The following is a 12,546-nucleotide window of genomic DNA, read 5'->3' as shown; positions in this document are numbered from 1 at the left end:
TGAAGTCCCGCTGGCGCGATTGAACCTAGGTGATGCGGTTCGCGTCGCCGTACGCGCTGGCGACATCCTGCTGGCCACGATGCCGCCCGCCCAACTCAGCGCGCGCAACGTCCTGGAGGGCCGCGTTGTCTCCCTGCGGCAGGTGGACATCACGCTGGTCGCGCGAGTGCAGTGCGGTGTCGAGTTCGAGGTTCACCTCACGCCCGGCGCTGGGGAATCGCTCCAACTCGAGAACGGGCGGCGGGTGTGGCTGGTGATTAAGACTTACTCCTGCCACCTGCTGGCGGAAGATGCGGTTACACCGTCACGAACAGTCCGGTGACATACATGACGGCCAGACCAGCCGCGAAGCCGGCTACGTTGAACGCATTGGCCAGGGACGCCGTTCCGGACTCGCGGATCTGGTGACGCGTGATCTCAATAACGACCTGGATGATGGCGCCGGCTCCTACAGCCAGAAACAGCACCGACCACAGCGCACTATAAGCCAGTGCGCCGGCCATGGTACCTGCGATGGTAGGCAGACCTGCGAGCAGCCCCAACCAGAGCAGATGCACCCAGCGGAACCGGGAGCGAACCACGGGCGCAACAACCGCCACGCCTTCGGTCAGGTTGTGGAGCGTGAATCCCAGCACGAGCAGGGTTCCGGTCGCGACTTCGCCCAGCGCGTACGCTCCGCCGATGGCCAGTCCCTCACCCAGGTTGTGCAGGCCAATACTGAGCGCGATGGTGTAAGCGAGGAGCAGGCCGTTTCCTCCCGATCCTTCGCGGCCCTTCACTCGGCCGGAAATGGCGTACAGCAAGAGAATGCTTAGGCTAAGGCCGATCAGGATGAGCGCGATGCCTTGGTAGGGACCGGGCACGAGCGCCGCGTTCTCTAGTGCCTCGTGGAGCGCGTCCACCCCGAGAAACACGAGGAGGCCCAACGTGAGGTTCAAGAAGAAGTAGTACCCGCGCTGCGGCAAGGCTCGAAGGAACGGCAGCCAACCAATTCCCAGAAAGACCGGGATCACACCGACATAGACACCAAGCAGCGCCAGACTTCCCAGCGTGGAGCCGCCAGCGACGGGCGTTTCGGCAGCAATGGCGATCTCGTGAGTGAAGACCAGAGTATTGGCTGTGAGCAAGACCACCTCATAGGGCTCGCCAGCCACCCAGGGATAGGGAATGCGCACCACCGCCCGGCCCAATCGCGGAATGGTGGCACTCGGCGTTGCCGTGAATTCCCAACTGGCGCGGTTGAGCCAGCCGACCTGGACTTGCGCGATGGTTACCGATTCGGGGCCGCTGTTGATCACGTGGGCGCGGATCTCTCCTGGATAGAGTTCGACGCGCTCGAACTCGATCCGCTCGATGGGAGCCGGTGGCGCGAGGGCAAGGCCGGTGCCACGCTGCACCAACAGGTAGAGGATCCCGGCCAGCAGCATGACGGGAAGCAATGCACTGGCGATGATCGCGGCGCGCGACCCCCTGCGGGCGACGGAGCTTGTTGCGGCCGCCGTCTGGTCGTGAGCCACAAGGTCTTCCATCTGCCTTTCCGCCACGGACTCAGCCATCAGCGCACGTCTTTCTTTGCCACTAACGCCTTGGGCTCGACGACGTTGAACCAGCCCATCAGACCCTGCTCCATGTGCTCACTGACGTGGCACTGGAACATGTAGAAGCCAGGGAAGTCGTACTGGAACTCCAGGACCGCCCGCTCGGCAATGTTGAGCGTCTTGACATCCGTATATTCAGAGGGCTGCAGCGAAGTGCCGGAGGGATAGAGCTGGTACATGTTTCCGTGCAGGTGGGGCACCATGCGTTCTTCGAACATGTTGAGCACGTACATGCGGATTGGCTCACCCCGGGTCAATGCAACCGGGTGGTCGGCGTATTGGAAGGCGCGCCCGTTCCAGGCGTAGAAGTCGGCCTCGCCGTCGCGGTCCAGATCGAAGGCGCTCATCATCATGGCCAGCTCGCGCATCGGCTTGCGCCCCTGTTTGGGGTCGATGATCATCATGCCGTAGAGCCCGTTGTGGATATGTTGCGAGGTCGGCATGGTGTGACAGTGATAGGGCATGATGCCGAACGGCGCAGCCACGAATTCATAGGTGAACTGCGCGCCCGGCGGCACGATCTCGAACACGCCATCCATCTTGGCCGGGTGGATGCCGTGAAAGTGAATACTGTGTGGCAGTTTCCCCTTGTTGACCAGCGTGACGCGGATGGTGTCGCCTTCGGTGGCGCGCAACACCGGGCCGGGGACGGAGCGGTTGAAGGTCCAGGCTGGCATCTTCACTCCCGGGGCGACTTCGTGCAACTGATCCTCCTCGAGCACGAGTGTGAACTCGCGGATGCCGTTGGGAGCCGGTGTAGGTGGTGGCAACTCAGGGTTGAACACCTGCTGCGGGTCGAAACGGCGGCGTCCGGGATGTTCGTACTGGTAGAGGCCGCTGCCCAAGGTGGGTGGATGGTGGTGTCCGTTGGCGCGCGCCGCTTGTTCGATAGATATCGCAGGCTGGTCGCTGTCCCGGGCGCCTAACAGAATGAACCCGGCCGCGATTACGACCATTACGCTGATGATTGCTGAAAGTCTGCCACGCCCACCCATCACAACCTCCACCCCGAAACTTGGAGCTTATGTTAACATACGTTAACTGATATATGCCAATATTAATTAATTACGGAATCTTGCGCATAGCTTATTCCAGGATGTGTCTAGTTCTCTGCCTGGCTGTGATTCTGTGTAGCCAGTTTGGTGTAGCGCAGGAGGACATGACTTTCCATACTCCGGTTGGCCAATCCCGCAATGCCGACGAGTCCGAACGTTCACCAAGTACGCCCACGACTTCGCTGGCTGATGAAGAGCCTGCTCCCATCGCCGACAACAGCTTCCTTATCGAAGAGGCCTACAACCAGGAGTGGGGAGTGGTGCAGCACATTCAGAGCTTTCAGCGCTTCTGGAACAGCCGCGATTGGACCTACACCTTCACCCAGGAGTGGCCGGTGAACGCTGCGCCACGCAACCAGCTGAGCTACACACTTTCAGCGGCGCATGCGGGAGCGCTTTCCGGTTCAGGTGGAGGCTTGGGCGATCTGGCGCTGAACTACCGCTATCAGGCCGTGGGCGACGCCAGCGCCCGCTTCGCCTTTTCCCCACGCGTCAGTCTCCTGGTGCCCACCGGCGACTACCGGCAGGGAAGAAGCGCGGGTGGCGTCGGTGTGCAGACCAACCTGCCCGTCAGCATCCGACCCGCTCGCCGTCTCGTGACCCATTGGAATGCGGGTGCGACGTTCATCCCATCCGCCAGAAACGAGGCCGGCGACAAGGCGTTTGTGGCCGGCTACAACCTGGGCCAGAGCTTCGTCTGGCTGGCACATCCTCGCTTCAACGTGATGCTGGAAACCCTCTGGAGCAGCATGGACACCGTGGTGGCGCCCGGCACGACCCGCCGCGAAGGCAGTCTGTTGCTCAGCCCGGGCATTCGCTGGGCGCACAACTTCTCCAACGGGCTGCAGATCGTCCCTGGAGTTGCGGTACCGGTGGGGGTGGGCCCCAGCAGTGGAGAGAAGGGATTGATCCTGTATCTGAGCTTCGAGCACCCCTTCCGCAGAAAAACAGGCGGAACGTAGGGCAACTAATCCCCCTCGAATCCCAGGAAGACGGGTTCCGGTACCAGCCGGACTCCGAACATTTCCTCGACGCGAGCTTGGATCGCATCCTTCAAGGCCACGACTTCGGCAGCCGAGGCCCCGCCCCGGTTTACGATGGCCAGTGCGTGTTTTCGCGAGATGCCCACAGAACCTCGCGCATAGCCCTTGGGAAAACCCGACTGCTCTACCAGCCACGCCGCCGGCACCTTCACTTGTCCACTGGGGACGGTGAAGCGTGGCACCGAGAGGCTGCGGCCCGCTGCAACCTCAGCCAAAGCGCGGTACTGTTCCTCGCTGACTACGGGATTCTTGAAGAAGGAGCCTGCCGAGCGGCAATCTTCGTCGCCCTCGACGATCAGCATGGCTTTGCTGAGGCGAATCTGCCGCACGGCCAGCCTCACCTCCGCCAGCGAGGGGAGGCCATCCAGTCCTGCAAAGTGCTTTTTCAGGTCGGCATAGACGATGTGTGGAGTTCCTCCCGGCTCCAGCGCGAAGCGCACGGCAAGCACGATGTAGCGCCCACGGCGGCTGGTGTTGAAGACGCTGGAGCGATAGGCAAACTCGCAGGCGGGATTGCACAGTTCCTGCACCTGATTGCTTTCAAGGTCCAGGACGCGGACCGCATCGATGGTCTCCCCGACCTCTTGTCCGTAGGCGCCCACGTTCTGGATGGGCGTGCCGCCCACCGTGCCGGGGATGCCGCTCATGCACTCCAGCCCAGCGCACCCTTGGGAGACCGCGTGCGCCACGAACGCGTCCCAGTCCTCGCCGGCGCCGGCTTCGAAAATGGCCTTATCGCCTTCCTGCCGCGCTTCGACGCCCGTGAGGCATATACGCAGCACCAAGCCGGGAAAGCCGCCGTCGGCCACTACCAGATTGCTGCCGCCACCCAGCACAAACAGCGGCAGTCCACGGCCCCGAGCGAAGTCCACTGCGGCTCGCACCTCTTCCACGGTTGCCGCCTCGGCGAGGTAGCGAGCGGGCCCGCCGAGTTTCAGGGTGGTGAGGGGTGCGAGCGGGATGTGCTCCCGGATCTTCAATCCGATTCAGGATACAACGCCGGGCCATCCGCGTCGCTCACGCCCCGATTGCATTCGTCAGTGTGAACTCGGTGAATCGGATGAAGGCGTTGCAAGAAACGCCAAGTCTGCAACGCTCGGCGGCTGATTGCCGGAACCCGCGGGCGCCGTTTACACTGGTTCCTCCCGAGGAAACTGAAGATGCTGGTCGTGATGCAGACGCACGCTACCGAAGAGCAGGTGCGAGCGGTCTGCGCCAAGATCGAGAGCTTGGGCTTTCGCGCCCATTCCATGCCGGGGGCGTCGCGCACCGCCATCGGCATCACCGGAAACCAGGGCCCGATCGAAGGCGGTGGCCTCGAGGAAATGCCTGGCGTCGCCGAAGTCATCCGGGTCACCAAGCCCTACAAGCTGGTGAGCCGCGACGTCAAGGAAGAGAAAACCGTCATCCGTTTTCCCGATTCGCCGGCGACCATTGGGGGCACGGAGTTGGCCATCATCGCCGGCCCCTGTGCCGTGGAGAGCCGCGAACAGGCCACGGCCGTGGCCGAGCGTGTTGTGCGCGCCGGCGCCCAGTTCTTCCGTGGCGGCGCCTACAAGCCTCGGACTTCACCGTACTCCTTCCAGGGCTTGGGCGAAGAAGGCTTGCGCATCCTGGCGGATGTGCGCCGGCAGTTCGGCTTGCGTATCGTTACCGAGGCGGTGGATAGCGACTCGCTCGACCTGGTAGAGGAGTACGCCGACGTGATCCAAATCGGCGCCCGCAACATGCAGAACTTTTCATTGCTCAAGCGGGCCGGCCGCGCCAGGAAGCCTGTGCTGCTCAAACGCGGCATGGCGGCTACCTTGGAAGAGTTCCTGATGGCGGCCGAGTACATCATGAGCGAGGGCAACTACAGCGTGATCCTGTGCGAGCGCGGGGTCCGCACCTTTGCCGACCACACCCGCAATACTCTGGATCTCAGCGTGGTCCCCGCCGTGGAGCGGCTGAGCCATCTGCCCATCCTCGTCGATCCGAGCCATGGCACAGGCAAGCGGAACAAGGTGTTGCCCATGTCGCGGGCGGCCGTGGCCGCGGGCGCTGACGGCCTTCTCATCGAGGTCCATAGCGACCCCGACCGCGCCCTTTCCGACGGCAAGCAGTCGGTGTATCCCGATCAATTCGATACCCTGATGAACGAGATTCGCCAGATCGCTGCCGTGCTCCGGCGGAGCGTTTCGGCGCCCGCCTCCAGCCCGCAAGCTGCCGCCACCCACTAGTACCTTGAGTCGGGCACAAGCATTCGCCGTCTGGGCCCTGACGGTCGGCGCCATCCTTGGTGGTTGCCGCACCCAGCCGTCTGATCGCGTTCCTGCCTTTGCCTACGTCACCAACGGTGGTTCAGATACGGTCACGGTCATCGACCTGCTCAGCTTCCGGTCCACCACCACCATCCGCGTAGGGGAGAACCCGACCGGCATCGCGGCCAATCCCCGGAAGAGCGAGATCTACGTGGTGAACTCGGGCTCGGACAACGTCAGTGTCATCGAGACTGTCCACCACCGCGTGGTGGCCACGATTGGCGTCCATCATCGACCCTATTTCATTGACGTTGCGGCCGACGGCAAGCGCGGCTATGTGGCTAACTCCGGTTCGGGCAACGTGAGCGTGATCGATCTGGAGAGGCACGCCGTCATCGCTACCGTGCCCGTGGGCGCGTCGCCAGGATTGGCCCGCGTGACTCCTGACGGAACGCTGGTGGTGGTTTCGCTTCGGGCCCAGGACGCGGTCGCCATCCTCGACGCAGCCAAGCTCGCGGTGCGCGCCACCATCCCGCTATGCAAGTCGCCGGAAGACATTGCGCTGCTGCCCGATTCGTCCAAGGCGTTCATCGCCTGCACCGGCTCGGCCCAGGTCGCCGCCGTGGACCTCTCCAGTGACAAGTTGCTGGCCTTGCTGGATGCAGGCAAAACACCCATTCACCTTGCTCTCAAGCCGGATGGCGGCCAGATTTTTGTTGCCAACTACGATTCCAACACGTTCAGTGACATCACCACGACGACCAACGAGGTTGGGGGCAGCTATCTCATAGGGGAAAATCCTGTGCGCGGCGTGGTTAGCGCGGATAACCGGTATCTCTACGTGAGCAATTTCGGCTCCGACACCGTGGCCATGTTCAGCATCGATACCGGCCGGTTGCTCACCACTCTTCACGTCGGCAGCCGGCCAGACGCGCTGGCGCTGACTCCGGCACAGGATCACCTTCTGGTGGTGAACTCGGGATCAAGCGACGTGGCTGTGATTCGCACTGCGGTGGTCCGCGACCGGGCGCGTGACGTCGACGTGCCCACACTGCGGCTGCTCACCCTGGTGCCGGTCGGCAAGCGGCCCAACCAGATCGCCATCAAGCCTTTCCTGCCGCACCCGGCGCCGGAATAGGAGCAGCCGTGGCGCGCTCCATGGCCGAAGAGCAAGACGTTCGCAAGCCCGCTTTGCCGCGGCGTCCGGCCGTGAGCATGCTGCGGCGTATCGGCATCCACACTTCCGTGGCCGGGGGCGTGGAGAACGCCGCGGAGCGTGCCTGGCGCCTGGGCTGCAACGCCTTTCAGATATTCTCTTCCAGCCCGCGCCAGTGGAAAGCGGCGGAGATTTCTCCGGCACGAGCCGTGGCATTCTGCCAGTTGCGCTCGCGCTACCGGCTGAAGCCGCTCGTGATCCATGCCAACTATCTGATCAACCTGGCGGGGTCGGACGCCGAGCTGCGCCGGCGTTCCGTAGCGGCGTTCCGGAAGGAGGTGGAGCGTGCGATGCTTCTGCGTACCGAGTTCCTGGTGGTGCATCCGGGCTCGTTCCGCGGCGGGACGCGCGCTGCGGGCATCGCGCGGGTGCCTGAATCGGTCGCCCGGGCCGCAGACGGTTTCGACCTTGCGGCTTGCGGTCTGACCATCCTCATCGAAAACACGGCCGGCGCTGGATGCTCCCTGGGCGCGCCCTTCGAGGAAGTCGCCGCGCTGGTCCAGCGGCTCGGTTCGCATGTGCCCGCCGGAGCTTGCATTGACACCTGCCACACCCACGTTGCCGGTTACGACATTGTGAGCGAAGATGGATATGCGGCAACGCTGGCCGAGCTGGAGGCCACCGTCGGCCTGGGCAACGTGCGCGTCTGGCACGCGAATGACGCCAAGGCAGCGCGCGGTTCGCGCCTGGATCGTCATCAGCACATCGGGCGAGGCATGATCGGTCGGGAGGCTTTTCGCCGCTTGCTGCGCGATCCGCGGCTGGCGCACGCCGCCTTCATCGCGGAGACGCCGATCGACAGGCCGGGCGACGACCGCAGGAACGTAACGATGCTGCGGCGACTGGCAGGGGAAGGCATTGGCTAAAGAGACAAACAGACAACGAATGACCAAGCCCAAGCGAGCCAAGAAGGCACCGCCCGCCGCCCCGCAGGAGGAGCGCTACCAGCCACACCGCATCGATCAGAAGTGGCTGGAGCGCTTCGAGGCAGACGCGGCACTCTACCGCGCCGAGCCCGCGTCTTCTCCGCGTCCCAAGTACTACGTGCTGGAGATGCTGCCGTACCCTTCGGGTGCGTTGCACATGGGTCACGTCCGGAACTATGCCATCGGCGATGCGCTGGCCCGCCAGATGTGGATGCGTGGCTACAACGTGCTCCATCCCATGGGCTGGGACGCCTTCGGCCTGCCCGCCGAGAACGCCGCCATCCAGGCCAAGGTTGCGCCGCGCGAATGGACGTTGCGCAACATCAAGAACATGAAGGCGCAGATGAAGCGCCTGGGCTTCGCGTACGACTGGTCCACCGAAGTCGCCAGTTGCCAGCCCGAGTACTACCGCTGGAACCAGTGGTTCTTCCTCAAGATGTACGAGCGCGGACTGGTGTACCGCAAGAAGAGCCGCGTCAATTGGTGTCCCCGTTGTGCCACCGTACTGGCCAACGAGCAGGTCGTAGGCGGTTGTTGCTGACGGCACGAAGACACTCCCGTAGAGCAGCGCGAACTCGAACAGTGGTTCCTGCGCATCACCGAATACGCTGACGAGCTGCTTCGCGAACTGGACGAACTCGAGGGTTGGCCGGAGAAAGTGCGCGTGATGCAGCGCAACTGGATCGGCCGCAGCGAAGGGGCCAGCATCGACTTCAAACTCGAGGGTCCTGCGGGTCAGGCCGGTTCCATCATCACCGTCTTCACCACCCGCGTGGACACGATCTTCGGCGCCACCTCGCTCCAGCTTGCGCCCCAGCATCCTCTGGTCGCCGATCTTGTTGCCGCCGATGCCGAGCTCGGTGAGAAAGTCCGCGAACTCCTGGCCGAGCAGCAGAAGGCGCGCGAGGTCGGTGACGTCGGCGCCATTGAAAAACACGGCGTTCCCACAGGACGCTTGGCCGTCAATCCTTACAACGGCGAGCGCCTGCCCATCTGGGTGGCGAACTACGTCCTGATGGAATACGGCACCGGGGCCATCATGAGTGTCCCGGCACATGACGAGCGCGATTACGACTTCGCCAAGAAATATGACCTGGACATTCGCGTGGTCATCTTGCCGCGGCGAGAAGGCGAGCCTCCCGCAGAAGGCGAGGCCGAACCGCCGCTGCTACCTTTCACCCACCTCGACAGCATCCTGATCAACAGCGGGGATTTCAGCGAATTGGGTTGCGCTGAGGCTATTCGCGTCATGACGGAGTATGCGCAAAAGCAGGGCTTTGGGCGCGCAACCGTCACGTATCGCTTGAAGGATTGGGGAATCAGTCGTCAGCGCTATTGGGGCACTCCCATCCCCATGCTGTATTGCCACGCCTGCGGCATCGTTCCGGTGCCGGAGGAGGATCTGCCCGTGGTGTTGCCCGCGGATGTGGAGATCACGCTCGAAGGCGGCTCACCCCTGGCCCGTGCCGAAGACTGGGTCAACACCACCTGTCCCCGCTGCGGCGGGGGAGCGCTGCGTGAAACCGACACCATGGACACCTTCGTGGATTCGTCCTGGTACTTCTACCGTTACACCGACTCACGCAACGACCAGGCGCCGTTCGACCCCAAAGTGGCCGCGTACTGGTTTCCCATTGACCAGTACATCGGCGGCGTGGAGCACGCCATCCTCCACCTCATCTACTCGCGCTTCTGGACCAAGGTCATGCGTGACCTCGGGCTGGTCAAGAATTCCGAACCGGTGGCGCGGCTTTTCACCCAGGGCATGGTCATCAAGGACGGCGCCAAGATGTCCAAGAGCCTGGGCAATGTGGTGACGCCGGATGAGATGGTGGCCCGCTACGGCGCCGACGCCACCCGCCTGTACACGCTGTTCGCGGCGCCGCCGGACCGCGATCTCGACTGGCAGGACGCTGGCGTCGAGGGCATCTCACGCTTCCTGGGGCGTGTGTATCGCTTCGCGCATAAGCATGCGCACGCCGTTGCGGCGCAACCCGGAAAGCCGCAGGTTGCTGCGTCGCTGTCACCCGAGGCCCGCGCTTTGCAGCGCAAGCTCCATCAGACCATCCGCCGGGTCAGCGATGATTTTCAGGGCCGCTGGCATTTCAACACTTCCATCGCTGCGGTGATGGAACTGATGAACGCGCTCTACGCTCAGGAGGATGCCATCGTCCGCGGTATCATTCCCAGGACTCTGGTCGCCGAGGCGCTGCGCACGCTCAGCTTGCTGCTCGCCCCCTTCGCGCCGTTCCTCGCGCATGAACTCTGGGAGATGCTCGGCGAGAAGTCCAACCTGCTGCGCGCATCCTGGCCGACCTACGATCCGGAGTTGGCCAGGGAGGAGGAGATCGAGATCGCCGTCCAGGTGAACGGCAAGCTGCGGAGCCGCCTGCTCATTCCTGCCGACCTCGGCGAGGACGATGTACGCAAGCGCGCCCTGGCAGAAGAAAAAGTCCGCGCCGCACTCGACGGCAAGCAGTTGGTAAAGGCCATCGTCGTGCCCGGCAAGCTGGTAAACATCGTCGTTCGCTAGTCCGGACGCAATGCGGACGAGTGGCGGTCGGGTGCTATCCTTCCCGCATGCCTTCTCCGTTCCGCGACGGGTTGCGCACCGTAGGGCGCAATCCCGGCCTGGCCCTGGCCGAGATCACGTGGAGATGGGCGTTCGGTGCGGGGGCGATCGCTATCCTGGCGGGAGGTGCCGCCCGCTTCCTTTCTACGCTCAAGGTTTCTGACAGCAACTTGGTTCTGTTGCGCAGCCGCGTTCCGAGCCTCATGGCGGAGGCAGTCGCAGAGATCTTCCGTGGAGCGGGTGGGACCCTGCTGGCGATTCTTGCCGTGATTCTTCCGGCGGTGGCCGCTCTGTGGGTGGCGGCCGCGACGGTCGGCCGAACTGCGACGCTGCGCGCTGTGGTCCCTGAAGAAGGCCGGACCAACATTCGCGCCGTGGCCGGCATCAACTTCCTGCGCGCAGCGCTTGCTCTGGCCACGCTGCTGGCCTACGGCGGGGCCATGTTTGTGGCCGGGCTGGCAGCCACGCGCGGAGAAGAGAACAGCACCGGCTTGTTCCTGCTGGTGACGCTTGCAGTGTGGTTCGCGATCGCGCTTCTCTCCGGCACATTGAACTGGTATCTATCCGTCGCCCCATTGCTGGCGGTGCGAGACCGAAGGGACACTCTCGCGGCGGTAGCCGAAACCGTCCACTTCGTGCGCCGTCATGCGCGCCAGTTTTCCGGCGCCAGCACCGCTTTTGGCCTGCTGCGACTGTTTTTTCTCGGCGCCACGATCGTCCTTTCACTCATTCCCCTGACGCTTATCGGCACAGCACCCGGATGGCTCGTTACCGCGCTGCTGGTCTTGATTACGCTCGCATATTTCGCGGTCGCCGATTTTCTCTACATCGCACGCCTCGCCGCCTACGCACGGATCGGGGAAGCGAGCGCTCAGCCGTCCAGCATCAGCTCTCAGCCGGCGCCCACCGTTCCTGTGACTCCGCTGCCGGAGCCCGTATCGGGCACGACCCAAGCCGAAGACGCATCCGCGCCACCCGCTGTCTAGTGCAATCAGATCGTCGCTCTGAGTGCTAACTGCTGAATGCTGAGTGCTAGAATGTTGTGTCCGCAATCTGCAGATTCCTTTCGGAGGCATCTATGAAACTGACTCCCGGAAAGCTCGCCGGACTCAAAGCCGTCAGCGACCGTCGCGGCGTGATCGGCGCTGCCGCCATGGACCAGCGCGGCTCGCTCAAGAAGGCCCTGGCCAAGGAAAAGGGCGCCGACGTTTCCGATGCCATGATGGAAGAGTTCAAATCGCTGGTCACGGAAGTGCTCACCGCGCACGCCAGCGCCATTCTGCTCGACCCGGAGTGGGGATTGCCGGCGTCCAAGCGGCGTTCGAAAAACGCCGGCCTGCTGTTGGCGTACGAGAAGACCGGCTATGACAAGACCGGCCCCGGCCGCCTGCCCGACCTGCTGGACAATTGGTCGGTGCGCCGCCTGAAGGAAGCCGGCGCCGATTGCGTCAAGATCCTGCTCTATTACACGCCCTTCGATCCTAAGGACATTAATGACAGGAAGCATGCCTGGGTGGAGCGCATCGGCGACGAGTGCCGAGCCAACGACATCCCCTTCTTCCTCGAATTTGTGGGCTACGAAGAAGGTGTGGACGAGAAAGGCCTCGACTTTGCCCGCAAGAAACCCGAGGTGGTCACCCAGTCCATGGCGGAGTTCACCAAGGACCGTTACGGTGTGGACGTCATGAAGGTCGAGGTGCCCATCAACATGAAATTCATAGAGGGCGCGCGCTCTTACGCCGGCCAGAAGGCCTATTCGAAACACGAAGCTATGGACCTGTTCCGCGGGGCTGCCGCCGTCGCCACCAAACCGTTCATCTATCTATCCGCCGGCGTCTCCAACGCCGAGTTCACGGAGTCTCTGGAGCTGGCTGCCGAGTCTGGCGTCAAGTTCGC

12 protein-coding genes are annotated in these 12,546 nt (G+C 63.4%); 9 read left to right on the top strand and 3 right to left on the bottom strand.

Annotated elements, in window-relative coordinates; all coding sequences use genetic code 11:
- On the top strand, positions 1 to 322 hold a 322-nt coding region (locus tag VLE48_02520), incomplete at its 5' end, for a TOBE domain-containing protein (protein ID HSA91858.1).
- Here VLE48_02520 and VLE48_02515 read toward each other — a convergent pair.
- Together VLE48_02515 and VLE48_02510 are read right to left on the bottom strand one after the other, a co-directional pair.
- On the bottom strand, positions 297 to 1,556 hold the full coding sequence (locus tag VLE48_02515) for a hypothetical protein (protein ID HSA91857.1): 1,260 nt from the start codon (positions 1,554 to 1,556) through the stop codon (positions 297 to 299). The two genes, VLE48_02520 and VLE48_02515, sit on opposite strands and share 26 nt — an antisense overlap.
- Complete coding sequence (locus VLE48_02510) at positions 1,556 to 2,554, bottom strand: multicopper oxidase domain-containing protein (GenBank protein ID HSA91856.1); 999 nt, start codon at positions 2,552 to 2,554, stop codon at positions 1,556 to 1,558. The genes VLE48_02515 and VLE48_02510 overlap by 1 nt, the downstream gene beginning before the upstream one ends.
- Before the next feature lie 203 nt (positions 2,555 to 2,757).
- On the opposite strand from VLE48_02510, the gene VLE48_02505 reads away from it, so the two are divergent.
- Complete coding sequence (locus VLE48_02505) at positions 2,758 to 3,615, top strand: transporter (protein ID HSA91855.1); 858 nt, start codon at positions 2,758 to 2,760, stop codon at positions 3,613 to 3,615.
- Between the two features lie 5 nt (positions 3,616 to 3,620).
- On the opposite strand, the gene VLE48_02500 is transcribed toward VLE48_02505, so the two are convergent.
- On the bottom strand, positions 3,621 to 4,676 hold the full coding sequence (locus VLE48_02500) for a UDP-N-acetylmuramate dehydrogenase (protein HSA91854.1): 1,056 nt from the start codon (positions 4,674 to 4,676) through the stop codon (positions 3,621 to 3,623).
- Positions 4,677 to 4,856: 180 nt separating this feature from the next.
- On the opposite strand from VLE48_02500, the gene aroF reads away from it, so the two are divergent.
- The 7 genes from aroF to VLE48_02465 form a co-directional block, all read left to right on the top strand.
- A complete protein-coding gene (aroF, locus tag VLE48_02495; GenBank protein ID HSA91853.1) occupies positions 4,857 to 5,915 on the top strand; it encodes a 3-deoxy-7-phosphoheptulonate synthase in 1,059 nt (352 codons plus the stop codon).
- A gap of 4 nt (positions 5,916 to 5,919) precedes the next feature.
- Entirely contained in the window at positions 5,920 to 7,074 is a 1,155-nt protein-coding gene (locus VLE48_02490) for a beta-propeller fold lactonase family protein (GenBank protein HSA91852.1), read from the top strand.
- A gap of 8 nt (positions 7,075 to 7,082) precedes the next feature.
- Positions 7,083 to 8,018 carry a deoxyribonuclease IV gene (locus VLE48_02485; GenBank protein ID HSA91851.1) on the top strand — a complete coding sequence of 312 codons (936 nt, stop codon included), beginning with the start codon at positions 7,083 to 7,085 and terminating at the stop codon, positions 8,016 to 8,018.
- A gap of 19 nt (positions 8,019 to 8,037) precedes the next feature.
- A complete protein-coding gene (locus tag VLE48_02480; protein ID HSA91850.1) occupies positions 8,038 to 8,619 on the top strand; it encodes a class I tRNA ligase family protein in 582 nt (193 codons plus the stop codon).
- 126 nt (positions 8,620 to 8,745) lie between these two features.
- Positions 8,746 to 10,611, top strand: a complete 1,866-nt coding sequence (locus tag VLE48_02475) for a class I tRNA ligase family protein (protein HSA91849.1) — start codon at positions 8,746 to 8,748, stop codon at positions 10,609 to 10,611.
- A gap of 47 nt (positions 10,612 to 10,658) precedes the next feature.
- Positions 10,659 to 11,636 carry a hypothetical protein gene (locus VLE48_02470; protein ID HSA91848.1) on the top strand — a complete coding sequence of 326 codons (978 nt, stop codon included), beginning with the start codon at positions 10,659 to 10,661 and terminating at the stop codon, positions 11,634 to 11,636.
- A 92-nt stretch (positions 11,637 to 11,728) separates the two neighbouring features.
- A partial coding sequence (locus VLE48_02465; GenBank protein HSA91847.1) for a tagatose 1,6-diphosphate aldolase occupies positions 11,729 to 12,546 on the top strand: 818 nt, incomplete at its 3' end.

The sequence above is a fragment of the Terriglobales bacterium genome (genome assembly GCA_035454605.1).
Lineage (GTDB): Bacteria > Acidobacteriota > Terriglobia > Terriglobales > Acidobacteriaceae > DATMAB01.
The sequence above is the reverse complement of the archived record's forward strand: the minus strand, read 5'-3'. Positions and strand labels throughout refer to the sequence as shown.

Coding starts and splice junctions, on each gene's coding strand:
- VLE48_02505 (HSA91855.1), top strand. CDS start 2,758: ATGACTTTCCATACTCCGGTTGGCCAATCCCGCAATGCCGACGAGTCC.
- VLE48_02480 (HSA91850.1), top strand. CDS start 8,038: ATGACCAAGCCCAAGCGAGCCAAGAAGGCACCGCCCGCCGCCCCGCAG.
- VLE48_02470 (HSA91848.1), top strand. CDS start 10,659: ATGCCTTCTCCGTTCCGCGACGGGTTGCGCACCGTAGGGCGCAATCCC.
- aroF (HSA91853.1), top strand. CDS start 4,857: ATGCTGGTCGTGATGCAGACGCACGCTACCGAAGAGCAGGTGCGAGCG.
- VLE48_02475 (HSA91849.1), top strand. CDS start 8,746: ATGCAGCGCAACTGGATCGGCCGCAGCGAAGGGGCCAGCATCGACTTC.
- VLE48_02515 (HSA91857.1), bottom strand. CDS start 1,556: ATGGCTGAGTCCGTGGCGGAAAGGCAGATGGAAGACCTTGTGGCTCAC.
- VLE48_02510 (HSA91856.1), bottom strand. CDS start 2,554: ATGGTCGTAATCGCGGCCGGGTTCATTCTGTTAGGCGCCCGGGACAGC.